20 protein-coding genes are annotated in these 21,338 nt (G+C 63.9%); 5 read left to right on the forward strand and 15 right to left on the reverse strand.

What is annotated here, in order from left to right; translation table 11 throughout:
• Positions 1–2 precede the first annotated feature (2 nt).
• Positions 3–1,808, forward strand: a complete 1,806-nt coding sequence (gene kefC, locus AC1ROT_RS20360; protein WP_493001298.1) for a glutathione-regulated potassium-efflux system protein KefC — start codon at positions 3–5, stop codon at positions 1,806–1,808.
• Here the strand turns inward: kefC and AC1ROT_RS20365 are convergent, their stop codons facing one another.
• The 12 genes from AC1ROT_RS20365 to AC1ROT_RS20420 form a co-directional block, all read right to left on the reverse strand.
• The gene (locus AC1ROT_RS20365; protein WP_493001300.1) at positions 1,809–2,483 is read right to left on the reverse strand and encodes a hypothetical protein; all 675 of its coding nucleotides are present in this window, start codon (positions 2,481–2,483) and stop codon (positions 1,809–1,811) included.
• Positions 2,484–2,547: 64 nt separating this feature from the next.
• Entirely contained in the window at positions 2,548–4,068 is a 1,521-nt protein-coding gene (locus AC1ROT_RS20370) for an acetate--CoA ligase (RefSeq protein ID WP_493001302.1), read from the reverse strand.
• Positions 4,065–4,604, reverse strand: a complete 540-nt coding sequence (locus AC1ROT_RS20375; protein ID WP_493001304.1) for an ureidoglycolate lyase — start codon at positions 4,602–4,604, stop codon at positions 4,065–4,067. Before AC1ROT_RS20375 ends, AC1ROT_RS20370 begins: the two co-directional genes overlap by 4 nt.
• Complete coding sequence (locus AC1ROT_RS20380) at positions 4,601–5,836, reverse strand: MFS transporter (protein WP_493001306.1); 1,236 nt, start codon at positions 5,834–5,836, stop codon at positions 4,601–4,603. The genes AC1ROT_RS20375 and AC1ROT_RS20380 overlap by 4 nt, the downstream gene beginning before the upstream one ends.
• Positions 5,837–5,884: 48 nt before the next feature.
• Positions 5,885–7,594: a RimK family ATP-grasp domain-containing protein gene (locus tag AC1ROT_RS20385; RefSeq protein ID WP_493001308.1), complete on the reverse strand. Its 1,710-nt coding sequence runs from the start codon at positions 7,592–7,594 to the stop codon at positions 5,885–5,887.
• A gap of 27 nt (positions 7,595–7,621) precedes the next feature.
• A complete protein-coding gene (locus AC1ROT_RS20390; RefSeq protein ID WP_493001310.1) occupies positions 7,622–8,101 on the reverse strand; it encodes a GNAT family N-acetyltransferase in 480 nt (159 codons plus the stop codon).
• Positions 8,102–8,977 carry an MBL fold metallo-hydrolase gene (locus AC1ROT_RS20395; RefSeq protein WP_493001312.1) on the reverse strand — a complete coding sequence of 292 codons (876 nt, stop codon included), beginning with the start codon at positions 8,975–8,977 and terminating at the stop codon, positions 8,102–8,104. It lies immediately after the preceding gene.
• 2 nt (positions 8,978–8,979) lie between these two features.
• Positions 8,980–10,188: a molybdopterin molybdotransferase MoeA gene (locus AC1ROT_RS20400; RefSeq protein ID WP_493001314.1), complete on the reverse strand. Its 1,209-nt coding sequence runs from the start codon at positions 10,186–10,188 to the stop codon at positions 8,980–8,982.
• 3 nt (positions 10,189–10,191) lie between these two features.
• The gene (gene moaC, locus AC1ROT_RS20405; RefSeq protein ID WP_493001715.1) at positions 10,192–10,713 is read right to left on the reverse strand and encodes a cyclic pyranopterin monophosphate synthase MoaC; all 522 of its coding nucleotides are present in this window, start codon (positions 10,711–10,713) and stop codon (positions 10,192–10,194) included.
• Positions 10,668–11,474 carry an indole-3-glycerol phosphate synthase TrpC gene (gene trpC, locus AC1ROT_RS20410; RefSeq protein WP_493001316.1) on the reverse strand — a complete coding sequence of 269 codons (807 nt, stop codon included), beginning with the start codon at positions 11,472–11,474 and terminating at the stop codon, positions 10,668–10,670. The genes moaC and trpC overlap by 46 nt, the downstream gene beginning before the upstream one ends.
• On the reverse strand, positions 11,471–12,547 hold the full coding sequence (gene trpD / locus AC1ROT_RS20415; protein WP_493001318.1) for an anthranilate phosphoribosyltransferase: 1,077 nt from the start codon (positions 12,545–12,547) through the stop codon (positions 11,471–11,473). The genes trpC and trpD overlap by 4 nt, the downstream gene beginning before the upstream one ends.
• Entirely contained in the window at positions 12,544–13,155 is a 612-nt protein-coding gene (locus tag AC1ROT_RS20420) for an anthranilate synthase component II (RefSeq protein ID WP_492972902.1), read from the reverse strand. The genes trpD and AC1ROT_RS20420 overlap by 4 nt, the downstream gene beginning before the upstream one ends.
• Before the next feature lie 176 nt (positions 13,156–13,331).
• On the opposite strand from AC1ROT_RS20420, the gene AC1ROT_RS20425 reads away from it, so the two are divergent.
• The 4 genes from AC1ROT_RS20425 (at position 13,332) to AC1ROT_RS20440 (ending at position 18,408) form a co-directional block, all read left to right on the forward strand.
• A complete protein-coding gene (locus tag AC1ROT_RS20425) occupies positions 13,332–15,686 on the forward strand; it encodes a methyl-accepting chemotaxis protein (protein ID WP_493001320.1) in 2,355 nt (784 codons plus the stop codon).
• A gap of 86 nt (positions 15,687–15,772) precedes the next feature.
• Entirely contained in the window at positions 15,773–16,819 is a 1,047-nt protein-coding gene (argC, locus tag AC1ROT_RS20430) for an N-acetyl-gamma-glutamyl-phosphate reductase (protein ID WP_492972904.1), read from the forward strand.
• The gene (locus AC1ROT_RS20435; RefSeq protein WP_492972905.1) at positions 16,816–17,346 is read left to right on the forward strand and encodes a gamma carbonic anhydrase family protein; all 531 of its coding nucleotides are present in this window, start codon (positions 16,816–16,818) and stop codon (positions 17,344–17,346) included. Before argC ends, AC1ROT_RS20435 begins: the two co-directional genes overlap by 4 nt.
• A 78-nt stretch (positions 17,347–17,424) precedes the next feature.
• Complete coding sequence (locus AC1ROT_RS20440) at positions 17,425–18,408, forward strand: pentapeptide repeat-containing protein (RefSeq protein WP_492972906.1); 984 nt, start codon at positions 17,425–17,427, stop codon at positions 18,406–18,408.
• Between the two features lie 2 nt (positions 18,409–18,410).
• Here the strand turns inward: AC1ROT_RS20440 and AC1ROT_RS20445 are convergent, their stop codons facing one another.
• From AC1ROT_RS20445 to AC1ROT_RS20455, 3 genes are all read right to left on the reverse strand, one after another.
• Complete coding sequence (locus tag AC1ROT_RS20445; RefSeq protein ID WP_492972907.1) at positions 18,411–18,617, reverse strand: hypothetical protein; 207 nt, start codon at positions 18,615–18,617, stop codon at positions 18,411–18,413.
• 53 nt (positions 18,618–18,670) lie between these two features.
• Positions 18,671–19,174, reverse strand: a complete 504-nt coding sequence (locus AC1ROT_RS20450; protein WP_492972908.1) for a hypothetical protein — start codon at positions 19,172–19,174, stop codon at positions 18,671–18,673.
• 113 nt (positions 19,175–19,287) lie between these two features.
• A complete protein-coding gene (locus AC1ROT_RS20455) occupies positions 19,288–21,297 on the reverse strand; it encodes a PhoX family protein (protein WP_493001322.1) in 2,010 nt (669 codons plus the stop codon).
• Positions 21,298–21,338: the final 41 nt, after the last annotated feature.

The following is a 21,338-nucleotide window of genomic DNA, read 5'->3' on the forward strand; positions in this document are numbered from 1 at the left end:
GCATGGACGGGTTGCTGTTCAATGCCGTGATCTACTTGGCCGCATCGGTGATCGCCGTGCCGATCGCCAAGCGGCTTGGGCTGGGCTCGGTGCTTGGCTATCTGATCGCCGGCGTGATCGTCGGTCCCTGGGTGCTGAAACTCATCACCGATGTCGAGGCGATCCTGCATTTCTCCGAATTCGGCGTGGTGCTGCTGCTCTTCGTCATCGGCCTGGAACTGAATCCGCGGCGTCTGTGGCAGATGCGCTGGCCGATCCTCGGGCTTGGCGGCGGCCAGGTGATTGGCTGCACGCTGTTGCTGACGGCCCTCGGTCTGCTGCTGGGCTGGTCCTGGCAGATGGCGCTGGCAGCCGCCCTCGGCCTGTCGCTGTCGTCTACCGCTATCGCGCTGCAACCCCTGACCGAGCGCAACCTGCTGGGCACGCCGGGCGGCCGTTCGGCTTTTTCGATCCTGCTGTTCCAGGATATCGCCGTCATCCCCATGCTGGCGCTGCTGCCGCTGCTGGCCACGGCACCGGCGGTCACGGGGCAGAGCGAAGGCTGGATCGGCGCCCTGAAGGCGGTGGCTGCGATTGCCATTATTGTCTTTGGCGGCCGCTATCTGACAAGGCCGCTGTTCCGCATCATTGCCGGAACCGGCCTGCGCGAAATTTTCACGGCAACAGCGCTGCTGATCGTCATGGGCATCGGGCTGATGATGCAGCTGGCCGGCCTGTCCATGGCGCTCGGCGCCTTCCTGGCCGGCGTCCTTCTCGCGGAATCGGAATATCGCCACGAGCTGGAGACCGACATCGAGCCCTTCAAGGGATTGCTGCTCGGCCTGTTTTTCACGGCAGTGGGCATGTCGGTCGATTTCGGTCTGTTGGTGAGTCGACCCGGCACGGTGCTGGCGCTGATCGCGGCCCTGCTGGCGATGAAAGGCGCGGTGCTGTTCATCATTGCCCGTGTGGCGAAACTGCCCTGGAGCCAGACGGCGTTGTTCGTTTTCCTGCTGGCGCAGGGCGGTGAATTTGCCTTTGTGCTGTTCGGGGCGGCGTCCGGATTTGGGATCATCGACAGCGAGACGGTCGCCCTGCTGACCGTTGTGGTGGCCCTGTCCATGGCCACGGCACCGTTGCTGGTGGTGATCAACGACAAGCTGATCGAACCGCGCTTCGTGCATATCAATGACCGGCCTCACGACGTGCCGGAAGATGAAGGCAACCCGGTCATCGTGGCTGGTTTCGGCCGCTTCGGCCAGATTGTGGTCCGCCTGCTGTATGCCAACCGCATCGGCGTGACCGTGCTGGATCACGATCCGGAAATCATCGATACGCTGCGACAGTTCGATTTCAAGGTTTTCTACGGCGACGCCACACGGCTGGACCTTCTGGAAGCGGCCGGTGCAGCGAAAGCGAAAGTGCTGGTGGTGGCGGTCGACAGTCAGGAGGCGTCACTGCAACTGGTTGATCTGGCCAAGCAGCATTTCCCAAACCTGAAGATCGTGGCGCGGGCCCGGGATCTGCCGCATGCGATGGAACTGATGAAGCGCGACATTCCGGTGGTGGAACGCGAGACTTTCCGTTCGGCCCTGCATATCGGCGAGCAGACCTTGCGCGCTCTGGGCCAGACAGCCTATGCCGCACGACAGAAGACGCTCACGTTCAAGGAGCATAACGAGCAGCTTCTGCTGCAGCTCTTTGCCCATTGGGACGACGATCTGGACAAGCGGATCACGCTGCAGCGGCAGGCCCGTGCCCGCCTGCAGCAGAATCTGGAAGCCGACGAGAAAGCGCAGGAAAGCGCGCGCGGTCTCGGCTGGGATTGATTACGCGATATCCATGCGACGCAGCATCTGCTGGCTTTCGGTGACCACAGTGCCGGGGCCGAAGGTCATGCGGCCACTGAACATGGATGAGAGCTTGTCCATCAGGGTACTGTAGCGGTTCCAGCTGGCCTGCCGTTCGTTATCCGATTTGGCGGTATTGTATTCCTTGATATAAGCCGCGCCGACCTGCTGCATGGCCAGTTTGTCATTCTGGGTGGCGATGCTGCGATAGGCCTGGGCCAGGGCCGGCGTTTCTTCGAACAGCTTGGTGATCTCGGCGGCCTGCGGATGGTTGCCATCGACGATAACGCGGCCCCCGGCGCCCATGGTCAGTTCCAGCGGGATGTTCGGATCGATGCCGGCATTGGCAAGCTGCCGATGCATCTGGTCGGCAAATTCTGCCGTCTGCTTCTGGGCCTCGGCGGCAAGTTTATCCAGGCGCACGCTCTGGTTTTTGGCGTCATAGGCCGTCCCGAACAGGGTCTTGGCCAGATGATCGGGCGTCGGCGCACGGCTGTTTACGACGGCAACAGACTGGTTCGCCGCCTGCTTTTCTTGAAGGTAATCCGCGAATTTCGTGGCGGCCAGGGTCGCCGGCGTATTGGTGGCGACGGTCTGGTGGGCGGACATGGCATCGCCGAACGGAGTCTTGGCGGCGGCAGCAACGGTACTCATGGCTATCCCCATCGGTTTGGTTCCGATCAGGGAAACTGCAAGCCCGGTGCCACATTATTTCAGGTCAGGGCGCCGCCAGTTTCTTGCGCTGCACCTTGCCATTGGCGGTGCGCGGCAGGGCCGCCACGAAGCGCCATTCGCGCGGGCATTTATAGGCGGCGAGCCGCGCCTCGGCGAAGCGGCCCAGTTCGGCGGGCTCGGCAGCCTGGCCCTCGCGCAGGACGATGAAAGCCGCGACCACTGACACATCCGCCCGAACTTTCAATTCGGTCACCGCTACCTCGGCGATGGCCGGATGGTCGGCGAGGGCGAGTTCCACTTCCACAGGCGAGACGCGATAGCCCATCGCATTCATCACGTCGTCGTTGCGGCCGTGATGCCAGAGATAGCCATCGGCATCCAGGCTGGCGAGATCGCCGCCGCAGAACCAGTCACCGCGATAGACCAGGGCTTCTTCTTCCGGCCGGTGCCAGTATCCCAGCATCAGCGACGGTTCCGAACGATGCACGGCCAGCAGGCCGGTTTCGCCATCGGGCAGCAGCACCGGTTCGTCACTGTCGGGCGACAGGACGGCGACACGACGACCGGCCTGCGGCTTGCCGGGGCTGCCGGCTTTGATCGTCATGCCGGGCCCGGTGGAGATGTAGGTGGAAATCTCCGACATGCCGAGGGCTTCATACAGCGGCTTGCCGGTGCGGCTCTGCCATTCTTCCAGCAATGCCGGCGGCAAGGCCTCGCCGGCCGTCGCCCCATGGCGCAATGCCGAAAGGTCGTGAGCATCGAGATCGCAGTATTTCAGGATCTGGCGATAGAGCGTGGGCACGGCGGCAAAGATGGTGGCGCGATGCCGCGCCAGCAGGTGCGGCCAGACCTGGATGTCGCGCGGCCCGTTATACAGCACGGTGGTGGCGCCAGCCGCCCAGGGATCGACGAGGCCGACGCCCAGTGTATAGGTCCAGTTGAAGGCGCCGGCATGCAGCATCACGTCGCTGTCCTGCAGGCCGAGCCAGCCCTGGTACATCGGCCGTCGCCCCCAGGCGGCACGATGGGCATGCAGCACACCCTTTGGCCGGCCGGTGGTGCCCGAGGTGTAGACCAGATAGGCCGGATCGTCGGCGGCCGTATCGGCATAGTCGGGCAGCGGGTCATGCTGTTTCAGGGTCGCCAGGCGGACCGGGTCGAGCAGGATGACATTGGCCGGCAGCGTCAGGTCGCGCGCAAGCTCGGCACTGGCGGCAACAACCGCGGCGCCGGAATTCTGCAGCAGGTAATCGGCTTCGGCGGCGGTGAGCTGGGCGCTGGAGGGCAGCGCGACATAGCCGGCTGCCATGGTGGCGAAATAGGTCAGCGCGTAATCCGCATCGTTGGCCATGCGGATCATGATGCGGCTGCCGGCTGCGAGGCCCAGCGAGCGCAGGCCGGCAGCAAGCCGGCGCACGGCAAGATCGGCCTCCGCGAAGGTAAGGCGGGTCTCGCCGCTCTCGCCCACCAGGATCATGGCGGTCTTGCCGCCGCGCAGGCGGGCATTTTCAGCCAGGCAGTAGCGCGCGATATTGAAACGGGCGGGAACCGGTTCGCGGGTCATGGCACCAGTCGCAGCGCCGGGATATCGGCAAGGCGCGATTCCACCGCTGCCGCGCCGTTGTTCAGGTGGTTCACCAGATCGGCGGTGGTGGAGCGCCGTGTCAGCATCAGGCAGGTGGCTTCGCGGCCTGAGATTCTGGTCGCATGCCAGGTGCCGGTTCGCATGCAGATGCCCTGGCCCTGCGGAATAAGAAAAGCCCTGACGGTCGCAAGATCGGGTTCGCCGGACGGTGTGCTGGTGGCCACCACCTGCACGACGCTGCCGGTCAGCGGCACCACGGCCTGTTGGGTCCGGTGATGCACCTCAAGGCGTCCGATGACCGGTTCGGCCGAGCGATACGTCACCCACAGTATTTCCGGTTGACCGTCTGTGCCGGCATCGAAGATATGCTCCTGCCAGAAATCGGAAGACGGGCTGCCATAAGCTGCGTCCGTGGGGGCAGAGGCGAGGGGCTTGCCCAGCATCCAGCCATAAGGTGCGGCGGTGACTGCGCTGAGGACTTCAATCCGGATCGGCGTTTCGGCGCGCATCGTCATAGTGTGGCGGTCTGGTGCGGCTTGGCGTCAGGCGTGCGCAGATAGAACAGCAACGCCGACAGCAGGATCACGCCCTGCACACCGAAGATGATACGATAATCGGTCTCGGTCGGCATCTGCCCCTTCGGCGCCAAGCGACCCATCAGAAAACCGGTCAGAATCTGCTGGAAAGCACCGCCGCCCATGGTACCGATATTCAGGGTCGTGATGCCGCGGCCGACAACGGCCGCCGGGAAGACGGAACGGGCATGGGCAAAGATCATGACGATGCAGCCATTCATCACGCCCATGAAGGTGAAGAGGGCGGTGATCAGAAAGACACTGAGCCCCGGAACGATGACGATGATGAAAATGCACAGAAGCTGCGCGCCCAATCCCACGGCGAGCAGCCATTTCCGGGTGTTGAAGACGCGGTCCAGCGGTCCCCAGATGAAATAGCCGGCGGCGGCACCCAGCGCCATGAAGATCAGCACATTGCCGCGCGCCGCCGCATCCATGCCATGCACATCGTGCAGATATGGCCCGCCCCACAGGCCGAGGATGGTGATGAAGGTGGCGTAGGCGCAGAAAATGATGGCGAACAGGTTGGGGAAGGCGGGAAGGCGGATGATGTCAGCCACACCGCGCAGGGCCTGTCCGAGGGTTTCGCCGGCGCCGGGTCGCGCCTTGGCGGGATCGGGATGATCCTGGATCGCCCAGTACGAGAGTCCGATCAGGCAGACTGTGATTCCGGCGGTGAGATAAAAGGCCATGCGCCAGCCATAGGCGGCCGCCAGCCAGGCCAGTGGCGCCGTGGAGGCGACGACACCGAGATTGCCGATTGCGATCAGGATGCCGGACATGGTGGCAAACCGGTCGGGCGGGAACCAGCGGGAGAACAGCACCATCGGGCCGGTCAGGAGGGCCGCACACCCGAAGCCGAGCACGACACGCGCCAGGCTCAGCTCGGTGAGGTTTCGGCCATGGGCAAAGGCAAGGGCGCCAATGAAAGCGATCACCAGCGTCACCAGAATGGTGCGACGCGGGCCCCAGCGGTCGAGCGCAATACCGACCGGCAGCTGACTGACCGAAAAGGTCAGGAAGAAGGCTCCGGTCAGGATGCCCAGATCTTCCGGCGTCAACAGCAGTTCAGTCATCAGGTCAGGCCCGATCACGGCATTGGCCGAGCGGTAGAACTGGCTGATGGTGTAGCTCAGGCAGGCGCAGAGCAGGATGCGCCAGGCGACGGGCATTGCGGCCTCTTGCTTGGAGTCTCGGGCGATAGGCCGCCCGAGTTTAGATCATTTCTGGCTGTATGGCAGGGGCAGGGAAGGTTCTTCGGAGTTTTCCTCGGCCACCACATGGGGGCGGGCGCCCAGCATCGAGGCGATGACCTGGCTTGATACCTCGGCGGCGATCCGCGCTGCCACCTCGCTCGATACCTTTGCGGCCACCTGGGCGGCGATCTGGGCTGGCGAGGGCGGCTGGCCGGGTGTGATGGCGTAGGCTCCGGCCATGGTCTGCTGGGATTGAGCCAGTGTTATGGTCTCCCCGCCCGGGCGTTCTTCCAGGCGGCGGATGAATTCCTGGATGATCCGGCGATACAGGTCATCCTTCAGAACGGCGTCTTCCTCGCCCTGGTTGATCGAGGGGTTGTCGTTGATTTCGATAACCACCACGCCCTTTTCTGTCTGCTTCAGGTCGACGCCGTAGAAGCCATCGCCGATCAGGCTGGCGGCCTTGAGCGCGATGTCGACCACCGGCCGCGGCGCGTCTTCCACGCGCAGGGTGCGAAAACCGCCTTCGGTGAAGCGGCCGCCATCACTGTGCTTCACCACCTGCCAGTGGCCACGGGACATGAAATACTGGCAGGCATAGATCGGCTGCCCACGCAGGATGCCGATCCGCCAGTCGAAATCGGTGTAGAGGTATTCCTGCGCCAGAATGACGTCGGATTCGCGCAGCAGGCGGGTAGCGGCTTCTTCAAGCTGGCCGCGGTTTTCGGCCTTGACGATGCCGCGCGAAAAGGAGCCATCGGGAATTTTCAGGATGATGGGATAGGCGATTTCCTGTTCCACGGCTTCCACGCCGCGATTGTCGAGCACGACGGTCTTGGGTGTTGGAATCTTGTTCGCCTTCAGCAACTCGGCCAGATACACCTTGTTGGTGCAACGCAGGATCGAGGTTGGATCATCGATCACCGCCATACCTTCATTCTCTGCTTTCTTGGCAAAGCGGTAGGTGTGGTGATCGAGCGCGGTCGTTTCCCGGATGAAGAGCGCGTCGTATTCGGCCAGTTCGGCATAGTCTTTCTTTTCGACCAGCTCGACCTCGACGCCCATCTGCTCGCCGATGCGGACGAATTTCTGCAGGGTCCGGCGGTCCGACGGCGGCAGGGCTTCAGCCGGATTGTGCAGGATGGCCAGGCTGTATTTCGCGGCTGGCTTGGCCTTTGGTGTGCGCCAGCTGGAGCGGGTGTAGGATTCCAGCGCGCGCTCGAAGAATTCCTGCTGCTGGGGTTTCAGGTCACTGAGAGCCATCGGCCGGATCGAGGCGATGTGCCAGCCATCTTCCGGTGAGATGCTGAGCTTCAGCAACGGACAGCGGAATTCATCGAAGACCCGGCGCGCAAGATCGGGGAAGCGCAGGTCGTCGCTGCGGCCGAAAAAGACATTCACCGTGAAGGGCGCCGTCGGCAGCATGACGAGCCGTTTCACCTGCTGCTGCAGCAGTTCGTCCAGCTCGGGCAGGGCATGGCTGTAGATGCTGCGCTCGCGCAGATCCAGGATGGTCTTGACCGAGGGGATGACCTTCTGGCTGCGCGCCTCGGCGAGCAGGGAGCAGTAATAACCGTAGCCGAGGTAGGAGTAATCTTTGCTGAGATTGATGATCTTGGCCCGTTTGTCCTGCACCAGATCGGGGCGCGTGATGAACTCGCGGTTGTTCAGGACCAGACAGCCCGGATTGCGGTAGCGGAAATGGGTTTTACGCTCGACGATGATGATATGCATGGCAGCGGGAAGTGGCTCCCGTAAAGCTCAGCGGGGGACTTTGCCTGATCCGGTCTGCAGCGGCTTCTCCAGCCGCAGGGCATCCGAACCGTCTTCATAGTATTGCGCGATGCGGCCTACGATTCCATAGCGGTTTTTACGGTAGAGGTCGATTGCGGCTTTGTTGTGAACGCTGACTTCCAGTCGCACGCAGTGCAGGCCGAGCCCGGTGGCCGCCCGCTCGATGGCCGTGAGCAGGGCCGCACCCAGTCCCTGTCCCTGCATGGCCGGATCGACGGCAATGGAGTAAAGCCGCCCAGCCTCGCTGTCGGCGCGGCGAAACAGCGTGGCAGCTCCCAGGATGGCCTCGCCCTGATCGGCAACCAGCAGTACGGCGCGCGGGTTATGCAGCGCCGCGGCATAACTGCGGCGGGACATGCGATCGCCTTGGAAACAGCGGTTTTCCAGTTCGACCAGGGCATCGAGATCGCCCGGATGAGCAGGACGGATTGCTGGTCTGGCCGGCATTCAGGCCGTCGGCAGGCCGATGGCCGCGCCGGCGTGGGTCACCAGACGCGTCGTGGCGTCGAACTGCATCAGGTCCTCGCCGATCAGCACCGGGCCGGTGTAATCGGCGCGGACTTCGGCCAGCAGCGCCGGACGGTCGAAGACGACCGGCACGAAGTGATTGAGAATCAGGCAGCCGACACCGGCCTGGGCAGCGACCTTGCCGACTTCGGTCGACAGGGTGTGATAGCTGGCGACATTGGCGACGGTCTCCGGATTCCGACCTGGCAGCGCCAGCATCTCCCGGTGCAGGAAACATTCATGCACCAGCGCGTCGGCATCTTTTGCCGCCGTGATCAGCTCCGGACAGAAGGCGGTATCGCCGCTGAAGGCGATACTGTGCCGCCCGTCGGTAAAGACATAACCGAACGCGGCCTTGACCGGCTGGTGCCGCACCGGAATGGCCATGACCCGCAGGTCGCCGTCGCGGATGACGGTACCGGGCTCGACCTCTGTGACTTCGAGCTCCAGCGCTGTGGTGGACGGGCGCTTTTCATGGGCGATGCGCTGATCCAGCTCAGGCTTCCACAGGGCCATCAGCCCTTTCATGTATTGCCTGGTGCCGACGGGGCCGTAGATACGCTGCGGCCGGTCGCGGCCCTGGTGCCAGCTGGAGATGATGAGCTGGAACAGATCAACGATATGGTCGGAATGCAGGTGCGTCAGCAGGATGCCATCCAGCAGCTTGCCGGCGCTGCCGACACCGAGCAGACGCTGGGTCACGCCCGAGCCGCAATCGATCAGGAACTGCCGTTCGCCCCATTGCAGCAGGCTGGCCGGCCCGTAGCGCAAGGTCGAAACCTGCGGACATCCGGTGCCGAGGAGGGTGACGCGCATGATCAGCGCAGGCGCAGGATCTGGACCGGCGCACCTGCCTGCAGTGGCGGGGCCAGCGGCGCGCGCACGATCAGGCAGTCGGCCTCGCTCAGGCGGCGCAGCATGGAGCTGTCCTGCTTGGCGAAGCCGGTCGCGACCAACCGGTTACCATCCTGGCGCAGGGTGGCACGCAGGTAGTCCTCACGCTTGTCGTTTGCGGCGAGGTCCGAGCCGGAGACAGCTATCTCGAAACGAATTTCCCAGTCCAGCCCAAGCATGGCGCGCATGGCCGGCAGCAGGAAATTATAGCCGCAGACGAGAGCCGAGACAGGATTGCCGGGCAGGCCCAGCAGCGGAATGGACTGTCCGTCGCCCAGATCGGCATGGCCGAACATCAGGGGCTTGCCCGGCCGCATGGCGATGTTCCAGAAGTCGATGCTGGTGCCGCCGCCACCGAGGATTTTATGGATCAGGTCATGTTCGCCGACGCTGGCGCCGCCCAGCGTCAGCAGCAGGTCGCAGCCGGCCGCGGCGGCAGCCTTGGCGCGCAGGTCGGTTTCGGTGTCGCGGGCAATGCCGAGGTCAATGGCAACGCCGCCATGGGCATCGATCAGGGCACACAGGGCAATATTGTTGGAACTGACGATCTGGTTCGGACCGATCGGCTCGCCCGGTCGGGCCAGTTCGTCGCCGGTCGCCAGCACGGCAATGCGCGGTTTGCGCCGCACGGCCAGCCAGGGCACGTTCATGGCGGCCGACAGCCCGATATCGGCAGGGCTGAGCCGGATGCCGGCCTTCAGCAGAATTTCGCCCTCGGCGAAATCCAGACCGGCCTTGCGGATCCATTGGCCGGGCCTGGGTGCTTCGCGCACGGTCAGGCGACCGTCGCTGCCCAGATCGGCGTCTTCCTGGATCACGATGGCATCGGCGCCATCGGGGATCGGTGCGCCGGTGAAGATGCGCACGCAGTCGCCCGGTCCGACGCGACCGTCATGGCGACCGCCGGCAGCGGCTGCGCCGACCGGCTTCAGGATGGCGGGAATGGCAGTGAGATCGGCCTGGCGACAGGCCCAGCCATCCATGGCGCTGACATCGAAGGGCGGTTGGGTGCGCCGCGCGGCCACATCCTCGGCCAGCACACGACCAGCAGCAGCGGTCAGCGCCACCGTCTCCGACGGCATCGCCGGCAGGGCGGCAACGATACGGGCGCGGGCTTCGGTGACGGCCAGCATCGCTCAGGCCGCGTTGAAGTCGCCGGACTTGCCGCCGGATTTGTGCAGCAGCTTCACATCGGTGATCTGCATCCCGCGATCTACCGCCTTGGCCATGTCATAGATCGTCAGCGCAGCAACGCTGGCAGCGGTGAGAGCTTCCATCTCGACGCCGGTGCGGCCTTTCAGCTTGCAGGTGGCGACGATATCGATGGCATTGGCCTTGGTGTCGGGCGTCAGCTCGACCGTGACCTGGCTCAGCGCCAGCGGATGACAGAGCGGGATCAGGTCAGACGTCTTCTTCGCCGCCATGATGCCGGCGATGCGCGCGGTGGCCAGCACGTCGCCCTTGGCGGCCTTGCCCGCCAGGATCAGATCCAGGGTGGCCTTCTGCATCAGGACACGGGCGCCGGCACTGGCGACGCGCTCGGTCTCGGCCTTGGTCGAAACATCGACCATATGGGCTTCGCCGGCGGCGTTGAGATGGGTCAGCTTGTCGCTCACGCGGCCAGCTCCTTGCCGGTCAGCAACAGGCGCGTTGCGGATTCCACGTCAGTCTGCCGCATCAGGCTTTCGCCGACCAGGAAGCAGCGCGCACCGCATTTGGCCATGCGATCGAGATCGGCCTTGGTGTAGAGGCCGGATTCAGCCACCAGCATTTTCTCTGCCGGCACGCGGGCGGCCAGTGCCTCGGTATTGGCGATATCGATCTCAAGGGTCTTGAGATTGCGGTTGTTCACGCCAAGCAGCCGGCTTTTCAGCTTCAGTGCGCGATCCAGCTCCTCGCCGTCATGCACTTCGACCAGCACATCCAGACCGTATTCGCCGGCGGCGGCCTCTAGTTCGGCGGCCTGCGCATCGCTCAGCGCGGCCATGATCAGCAGGATGCAGTCCGCGCCCATCGCCCGGGCTTCGATCACCTGGTAGGGATCGAGCATGAAGTCCTTGCGCAGGATCGGCAGGTCGACAACCGCACGCGCGGCGCGGAGATAGTCATCGCTGCCCTGGAAATACGGAACGTCGGTCAGTACCGACAGACAGGTGGCGCCGCCGGCGGCATAGGCGCGGGCCAGCGCCGGCGGATCGAAATCCGGACGGATCAGGCCCTTGGAGGGCGAGGCTTTCTTGATCTCGGCGATCAGCGCATAACGCCCGGAGTCAGCCGTGGTCTTCAGCGCCTGGAAAAAGCCGCGCGGCGCCGGGGTGGCGCGCGCCAGCTGCTCCAGCTTCGCCTGCGGCACGGCGGCTTTGTTGGCGGCGATATGCAGCCGCTTGTCGGCGTTGATCCTGGTGAGAACGTCGCTCATGCTTTTTTCTTGGCCGGCTTGTCGTCCGCTTCCGGTTGCACCGGCGGCGGTTCATGGGTGATTTCGATCAGGCGTGCCAGCGCCGCACGTGCCTTGCCGCTGTCGATGGCTTGCGCCGCGATGCCGGCGCCCTCGCGCAGGTCCTTGGCCTTGCCGGCGATCACCAGCGCGGCTGCGGAATTGATCAGCACGATATCGCGGAAGGCGCCGGGCGCCCCGCTCAGCACCGCGCGCAGGGCCACGGCATTGGCGGTCGGCTCGTCGCCCTTCAGGTCTTCCATGCGGGCACGCGGCAGGCCGGCATCTTCGGGCGTGATCTCGAAATGCCGCAGCTTGCCGCCGGCCATCTCGGACACATAGGTAGGACCGGTGGTGGTGATCTCGTCAAGGCCGTCCGAGCCGTGCACGACCCAGACGACTTCCGCGCCGACCTTGCCCATCACTTCGGCCAGCGGCTGCACCCACTGGCGGTCGAACACGCCGATCAGCTGACGCTTCACCAGCGCCGGATTGCTCAGGGGGCCGAGCAGGTTGAAAATCGTGCGGGTGCCCAGTTCGACGCGGGTGGGGCCGACATGGCGCATGGCGCCGTGATGGCGCGGGGCCATCAGGAAGCCGACGCCGGCTTCGACGATGGCCTTTTCGATCAGGCGGAAATCGCAGTCGATGTTGACGCCCAGCGCCGTCAGCACGTCGGCCGCGCCGGTTTTCGACGACACCGCGCGGTTGCCGTGCTTGGCCACCGGCACGCCGCAGCCGGCGAGTACGAAGGCCGAGCAGGTGGAGACATTCCAGGTGCCCTTGACGTCGCCGCCGGTGCCGACAATGTCGATGGCGTCGGCTGGGGCCTTCACGCCATTGACCTTGGCGCGCATGGTCAGTGCGCCGCCGGTGATCTCGTCCACGCTTTCGCCGCGCACGCGCAGCGCCATCAGGAAAGCGCCCATCTGCGACGGCGTGGCATTGCCCGACATCATCACGTCAAACGCCGTGCGCGCATCGTCGATGCTGAGCCGCGCGCCGCCGGCCACCAGACCGAGCAGCCGTTTGAAATCCGCAATATCCCCGCTCATGCCGCCTGTCCGTGCTCCGCAATCGCCGTCACCGGCAGGCCGCAATAGCGCACAAAATTGGCCAGCATCGCAAGGCCATGCTCGGAGGCAATGCTTTCCGGGTGGAACTGCACGCCATGGATCGGCAGGTCGTGATGGGCGAGGCCCATGATGACGCCGTCTTCCGAGCGTGCGGTCACCTTCAGGCTGTTGGGCAGGCTGGCCGGGTCGACGGCCAGCGAGTGATACCGGGTGGCCTGGAAGTCCTGGGCCAGACCGGCAAACACGCTCTCGCCGGTGTGGTGGATGCGACTGAGCTTGCCATGCAGCGGCTTGGGGGCGCGCACAACCTTGCCGCCGAAGGCCTGGCCGATGGCCTGGTGCCCAAGGCAGACGCCGAACAGCGGCAGGCGGGTCTCGGCAGCCTTGTCGATCATGGCGAGGCAGATGCCGGCGCGGTCGGGATCGCAGGGACCGGGTGACAGCACGACGCCGGCGGGCTTGAGCGCCAGAATGGCCTCCGGTGTCGTTTCATCGTTGCGGAACACACGCATCTCGGCGCCGATCTGGCCAAAATAGTGCACCAGGTTCCAGGTAAAGCTGTCGTAATTGTCGATCAGGACGAGCATGGGGCCAGTTTCCTCAGAGCCGGAAGCCTAGCATCCGGTTGTGCGACGCGCCACGGCCCGACCACCCGTTTTGCTAGTACGTGAAACTGGGTTTTCATTGCATATCATGGGCTTGCCCCAACGGTAAAAACCCAGAACAATCCTCCGGTCTTGAAGAATCGAGAGGGGGGTAGGCTATGGCTGATCTGCAGCCGGTTTCGACGTCGGGCGGGGGGATCCGCCAGCGCCTGTATATCGCGGTGGGCACAATCGCCTCCTTCGCCCTGATCTCGGCTGCCGCCGGCTGGTTTGCCATGTCGCGGCTGGACCGGGCCATCACCACAGTGACGGACGAGGGGGTGACGGCCGTGGTTGCGGCCCTGGCGCTGTCGGAACGGGTTGCCGATCTGGCCGGCGCCGCGCCCGATCTGGTCTCGGCCAGCACCGAGGAAGAAGTCAAGGTCACCGCGGCTGGCATCAAGGAGCGCGAGAACGATATCCGTTCGGTGTTGGATCTGGTTGCAGCACGGGTGAGCGGCGGCCGCCTGGAGGAAATCAAGAAGGAAACCGATGGCCTGCTGGCCAATATCGGCCGGTTGCAGCAGCTGGTCAGCGCCCGTATCCGGACAACCCAGCAGCGTGAGACCGAGACCCAGGAACTGGCCAAGGCGCACACCACCTTCCTGCAATTCGCCAATCCACTGATCGATGACGCGGTGACGGATCTGGCCGGCAGCATGACCTCGGTGACGCGCAGCGGCGACCTCAGCCGTATCGAGCGCTCGCTCACCCGTATGGCCAATAACGACGTCATGCTGGTGCAGGCCACCGCCACGCTGATCGGCGAAGTGAACAACGCGGTTGGTCAGCTGGCCGTGGGTGCCCAGGCCGCTACCCGGGCCGAACTGGAAGCCGCGACAAAACGCTTTGCCACCACGTCTGAACGCGTCACCAAGGCGCTGACGGTGGTGGAGAAAATCAACCCGCATCCTGAGCTGAGCAAGGCGACCAAGACGGTTGTCGGCTACGGCGATGAAGGCACGGGCCTGTTGAGCTTCCGCGAACAGGAACTGGACTCGCTCGAATATGCACGCTCCACCTTGAAGACCAGCCGTGATGCGGCCAAACGCCTGGCGGCGGTGGCGCAGCAGGTGGTCGAGGATGCCAATCTTGATGTTGCTGCAGCAACCAGAGAAGCAAAGAGCAGCAGCAGTACCGGCCGGATGATTCTGGTGATTGTAGCCGCTGCCAGCCTTGTGGCGGCATTCTTGGTCGGATGGCTCTATATCGGCCGCCGCGTCGCCGATCCGCTGGCGGCTCTGACCGGTGTCATGGACCGGCTGGCCAATCGCGAATGGGGCACGGACGTTCCGGACCGGCAGCGTGGCGACGAGATCGGCGCCATGGCTCGTGCCGTGCAGGTGTTCAAGGAGAACGGTCTGCAGAACGAGGAGCTGCAGCAGGAGGTCGAGCGCAATCGCCTGAGCGCGGAAGAACAGCGCAAGGCCCAGGAAGACCTGCTGGATCGCGCTGTCGGCGAAGTGGTCGGTGCGGCCGCGGGCGGTGACTTGTCTGCCCGCATCGATACCAGCAAGCTGGACGGTATGATGGCCCGCCTGGGCGAACGGATGAACGGCATGCTTGGCACGATGGAGACTGTGTTCGGCAATCTGGGCGATGCCCTGGGCGCCATGGCGCGCGGCGACTTCACCCACCGTATCGGAGCAGATTACCAGGGTGTTTATGACCGGTTGAAGCAGGATGCCAACCGGACGGCCCAGCAACTGGCCGAGACGGTGGGCCGGGTCACATCTGCCGCCGCCACTGTGCGCGATGCTGCGACCGAGATTTCAAGCGGCAGCAACGATCTGGCCGGCCGTACCGAACAGCAGGCCGCCAGCCTGGAAGAGACTGCGGCCTCGATGCACCAGATCACGGCAACCGTAAAACAGAATGCCGATAATGCCGAAGCGGCCAACAGCCTGGCGGCGACAGCGCGCAACACGGCCGAGAAGGGCGGCAGTGTCGTCCGCAGTGCCGTCGAAGCGGTCAGTCGTATCGAAGGCAGTGCGCAGAAGATCAGCGATATCGTCGGCCTGATTGACGAGATTGCCTTCCAGACCAATCTGCTGGCCCTGAATGCGTCCGTGGAAGCGGCCCGCGCCGGTGAGGCCGGCAAGGGCTTCGCCGTGGTGGCACAGGAAGTCCGGGCGCTGGCCCAGCGTTCTGCTGACGCTTCGCGTGAAATCAAGGCCCTGATACAGGCCAGCACCGGCGAGGTGCGGGAAGGGGCCCGTCTGGTCAACCTGACCGGTGAAAGCCTGAGCGAGATTGTCTCGGCTGTGAAAAAAGTGGCGGATATCGTTGGGGAGATTTCCTCGGCCAGCCGGGAGCAGGCGGTGGGTCTCGACGAGGTGAACACGGCCGTGGGGCAGATGGACGAGATGACCCAGCGGAACGGCGCCCTGGTCGAGCAGACCACGGCCTCGGCGACCGCCATGGCTCGGCAGGCGCAGGAATTGGCCGATTTAGTGGGACAATTCCGGATCTGACGGTATCAATTTAACTATTGAACCGGGCGGCTGGCGCGTTATACCCATCTCCATCTTTAGGCCCATCTTTTCCACAGGAGGTCGACATGGCCACGGATGCCATTCGGGTCGCGATTTTGGGTGCCAGCGGTTATACGGGGGCGGAGCTGCTCCGCGTCCTGCTGCGTCATCCGCGCGTCCGCGTGGTCGCCCTGACCGCCGACCGGAAAGCGGGCGAGGGGATCGAGACGGTCTTCCCGCAATTCACCGGCCTGAACCTGCCGAAGCTGGTTACCATCAAGGAAGTGGACTGGAGCGGCGTGGATGCCGTCTTCTGCGCCCTGCCGCATGGCACCACCCAGGAGGTGATCGCCGGCCTGCCGACGCATCTGAAGATCATCGACCTGTCGGCTGACTTCCGGCTGCGCAACCTGGACGAATACGCCAAGTGGTATGGCCATGAGCACCGGGCGCCGAAGCTGCAGGACGAAGCGGTCTACGGCCTGACCGAGATGTATCGCGACAAGGTGGCCAAGGCGCGGCTGGTGGCCAATCCCGGCTGCTATCCCACCTCGGCCCAGCTGCCGCTGATGCCGCTGCTGGAAGCCGGCCAGATCGACGCTGACGACATCGTGATCGACGCCAAGTCGGGCGTATCCGGTGCCGGCCGTGCGCTCAAGGAAGGCTCGCTGTATTGCGAAGCCGCCGAGGGCACCCATGCCTACGGGATTGGCTCGCACCGGCATGGCCCCGAGATCGAGCAGATCCTGGCGGATGCTTCGGGTCAGGAGATGGTGGTGAGCTTCACCCCGCATCTGATGCCGATGAACCGCGGCATGCTGTCCAGCATCTATGTGAAGACCAAGCCGGGCGTCAGCGCCGATGACCTGCGCACCACACTGCTCAAGCGGTATGCCGAAGAACCCTTCGTGCAGATTCTGCCGCAGGGCGTGTCGCCGCAGACCCGTCATGTGCGGGGCACCAATTCCTGCCACATCGGCATCTTCGCCGACCGCATCAAGGGGCGGGTGATGATCTTCTCGGCCATCGACAACCTGATGAAGGGTGCGAGCGGCCAGGCGGTGCAGAACTTCAACGTGATGTACGGTATTCCGGAAACCACCGGTCTGGACCAGATCGCCCTGTTCCCGTGAGCCTTGTCCTGCCGTTCGGCGATAAGCATCCGGCCATTGCGCCGGATGCCTTCGTTGCGCCAAACGCAACGGTGATCGGCGATACCGAAATCGGGGCGCGCAGTTCGATCTGGTTTGGCTGCGTCCTGCGCGGAGACGTCAACAGCATCCGTATCGGCAGCGATACCAATATCCAGGATGGCAGCGTGGTGCATGTTACCCGCGCCAAATTCGGCACGACCATCGGTTCAGGTGTCACCATCGGCCATATGGCCCTGATCCATGGCTGCACCCTGCAGGACAACTGCTTCGTCGGCATGCAGGCGACCGTGATGGATGCCTGCGTGATCGAGAGCACCGGCATGCTGGCCGCCGGAGCGTTGCTCACGCCCGGCAAGCGCATTGCTGCCGGTGAACTCTGGGCCGGTCGTCCGGCCAAGCTGATGCGTCGTCTTGATGCGGACGAATTGCGCAATATTACTGAAACAGCGCAGCATTATGCCCGGCTGGGTAGTACATACCGCCTGCAGCTTGCAGCCGTTCGTTAAGACTTTCTTGAAATCCGGTCGCTAGCCTTACACATTTACAGAACAAGCCCGGCATAAGCCGGTTCTGTGGATGGAAACATGACAACCGGTGCTGCCACCAACACGTCCTGGCCCGATGATCTCTACGATCAGATCAAGGCGCATGGGGAGTTTCTGTCCGGCCGACTGGGCAAGCTGACGCGCGGCAAGCAGCTCACCCTGGTCGGCGCCGACCTGACCGGCATCAAGCTGGTTGGCATGAATCTGCAGCGCACGGTTTTTCGCAGCTGCCGTTTTTACTGCGCCGATCTCCGCAATGCCGATTTCAGCCAGGCTGTTCTCACCGGCTGCGATTTCTCCGGCGCCGATCTGACCAATGCGCGGTTCGTCTGGGCCAATCTGCGGGGCGCCGATCTGTCGCGCGCCATCCTGAAGGGCACACGCTTCGAAAATGCCGACATGCGGCCGATGACCGATCCGCCGGTGCCGCCACATGGCAAGGGCGGCGCGGTGTCACTGAGCGACACGACGCTGCACAACACCAATCTGAGCCAGGCCAAGCTGCTGGGCGCGTCTTTCGTCGGCGCCATCCTCGACGGCTGCATTCTCGACAATGCCGATCTGGAAGGCGCGGACTTCTCGTACTCCACGCTGAGCAATGTGCAGTTCAAAAACACCAAGCTGCACGATGCCAATTTCAAGCTGGCGGATTTCCCGCCCGAGATGATGGCCCAGCTTCAGGGCAGTGGCGCGCGGGTGCCGAAGGAGATTCCGGTCGATGTGATCGAACAGGTTCTCCGGGATCACCAGTCCTGGGTCGATACGGAAGGGAAGTCCGGCCGTCGCGCGATCCTGTCAGGCTGGTATCTGTCGCGTGCCCATCTGGTGCATGCCAACCTGAACGGCGCCGATCTGCGCCAGGTCAATCTCTCGAATGCCAACCTGCATGGGGCCCGGCTGATCTGTTCGGATCTGCGGGAGGCCAACCTGATGTATGCCAATCTGACAGATGCCGACCTGCGCGGGTCGTTGATCGAAGGCGTACGCGGTCTGCCGGTTGTGCAGAACGAAAAGAAGAACTGACCCTAGCGCCGGCCTGCGGCGGCCTTGGGATCGTTTGCGGTCAGGTTCTTGACGGCCCGCAGGACGCGGCGCCAGACCAGGATGCCGGCGAAATCATTGCTCTGCGTCATTTCATTCAATTGACGGCTGGCATGCGCTTCCGCACGGCGGGCCCCGTGATCGGCGATCAGATCGCGCGCAGCGCGCCAGATTTCAGCATCGGATGACATGGGCCGCAGACTGGCTGGAAAAGGTTAGCGAAGTGTAACCCCGGCGGCTGGTCTTATGAAGGTTCGCTGACCTTGCCGACGGCTACCCGCAGGTTATCAAGCAGGTCTTTTTGCAGTTTTTCGCTGGTTCCGCGCACGCCCTGGGCCAAAACCACATACATGGCATCGACATGGATGCTGATGACTTCCAGCTGGGCCTCGTTGGGCAGGGCCAGATGGGTGATGAAATCCTTCAGAGACTTCGCCAGATGGCTCAGCAGCGGGTAGCCGAAAATGCCCCCCATGCCTTTGATGTCGAACGCCAGTTCGGCAATGGTGGACAGTATGAAAATCCGTGACAGCGGGTCGCCTTCGGCAGCTTTGACCTGCACGCGCATCTCACGCAGCTTGTCGAGGACCTCGTTGGAGAAGGTGTCTGCCGAGGAGCCGATGGCTTTCTCGATCAGGCCGCGGACTTCGTCGGTCAGGACCAGGTCCATGCCGGTCGTGAAGTTGACCGCACGCTGTCGCAGATCCTGCGGCGCCTTGATGATCTGAACTTTATTGGCCTTGCTCATGCCAGGCAGCCGATCCCCAGAACTGCTGGCTTGCATTGCGTGGCCAGCATACCCGCAAGGCGGGCAGGGCGGTTATATCGCCCTGCCCGTGCTCTGTATACTGCCGCAGATGGTTAAGCGCCGATCAGTCCGCCATCCCGCTTGGTGATGACCACAACCGAAGGGCGGGGCGGCATGTCTGGCTGGAAGTCCGGCCAGCGGGTAGCGGGATCCTCGAAGGTGGAACCCTTGCCGCTCTGGGTGAACTTTTCGCCGCCATCCGTCGCCGGATGCTGGACGGCGACGAAGAAGGTCCGTCCATCCGGCGTGAAGCAGGGGCCGCACATTTCGGCGCCGACCGGGACGCGGAAGAACATCTTCGACAGGCCGCGGTTCGGCCCCTCGGTTTCCACCGCCCAGATGCCATCGGCAGTGCCACTGGCTTTTTCCCAGGCCTCGCCCTGGTCTGTGCTGATCCACAGCCGCCCCTGGTTGTCGAACGTGCAGTTGTCCGGACAGGCGAACCAACCGTTCGGGCTGGTCGCCGGGTGATACTTGCCGGCCACCTTTGCATCGGCCGGATTGCCGGCCTGCAGCAGCAGTGACCAGTTGGCTTTTGTCGCCGCATGGTCGCCATTGATGGGCGTCATTTCCAGCACATGGCCCCATTCGTTTGCGGCCCGTGGATTTGCCGCATCTTTCTGATCGGCGGTGCGACGGTTGTTGTTCGTCAGCATCACATAGACTTTGCCGGTCGCCGGATTGGCATCGATGTCTTCCGGGCGGTCCATCTTGGTCGCGCCAAGCAGATCGCCGGCCCGCCTTGCCTCGATCAGGACATCGGCCTGGCTGGCAAAGCCATTGGCGGCGGTCAGCGGTCCCTGGCCAAAGACCAGCGGCAGCCAGTCGATGGTGCCATCGGCATTGTAACGGGCGACATGCAGCGTGCCCTCGTCGAGAATACCGAAATTGGTCTGGCGGTCAGCAGGATTGTAGCGGCGGCTGGAGACGAATTTGTAGACATACTCGAACCGCTCGTCGTCGCCGGAATAGACCACCACACGGCCATCGCCATTCACTACGACAGCGGCGCCCTCATGCTTGAAGCGGCCGAGTGCCGTCCGCTTGCGCGGCACGAAATTCGGATCGTAGGGGTCGATCTCGACCAGCCAGCCGAAGCGGTTCGCCTCGTTGGGCTCCTTGGCCACATCGAAACGCTCGTGATACTGGCCCCAGTTATACCAGTTGTCCGGAACGCCATAACGCTTGTGATTGCGCTCTTCCGGATGACCGGCATCCAGTTTGCCCCAGAAATATCCGTGGAAATTCTCTTCCGCCGTCAGCACGGTGCCCCAGGGCGTGAGGCCGCCGGCGCAGTTGTTGATCATGCCGGCAACGCGCCGAGCGGTGGGATCTGCCTTGGTGCGCAGGCGCGCATGGCCGGCCGCGGGGCCGGTCAGTTCCATCGGAGTGGATGCATCGATGCGGCGGGCGTAACGGCTGCCGGTGGTGACGCCCCATTTGCCATTCGCCGTCTTCTCGACTTCGATGATGCTGGCGCCGTGCGCCGCCATTTCCACCGCAACCAGCGCCGGCGTCATGTCCTTGAACAGTTTGTCCTTGGCTTCCTGGCGCCCGACGCCGGGGAACATGACCTCTTCATTGGTGTATTCGTGATTGATGAACAGCAGGCCGCGGTCGGAATTCGTGCTGCCCAGCGGCAGCGGCAGGTATCCGATAAAATCGTTGTTGTAGCCAAACTGCCCGGATTGTGCCGCCGCAGTCTGCTGGCGCACATTGAAAGCCGGCGCATCGGGAAGGACGGCATCGCCCCAGCGGATCAGGATGTCGGCGTCGTATCCCGGCGCCACATGATGTGTGCGGTCGACGCCATGGCTGATCTCGGTGAAGGTGAAGCGGCTTGCCGTCTGGGGCTGCGCCATGGCGCCACCCGGGAAAGCGAGGCTTTGGCCGAGCGTCAGGCCGGCGGCACCGGCCATCAGGCCCTTGAGGATGTCACGGCGGCCATAGCGGCGCAGCACCACGTCGTCGATGGTCGTATTGGTGCTGTCGTTGACGCCGACATCCTGCGAACGTTCATAGGCTTCGCTACGGCTGAGGCCGGGGGGGAAATCGTGGGGCATGGTCGTCTCCTGGAATCGGGCCTGGTTCGGCCCGTCCGATG

This window comes from Ferrovibrio sp. GW821-FHT12E11, from assembly GCF_058806975.1.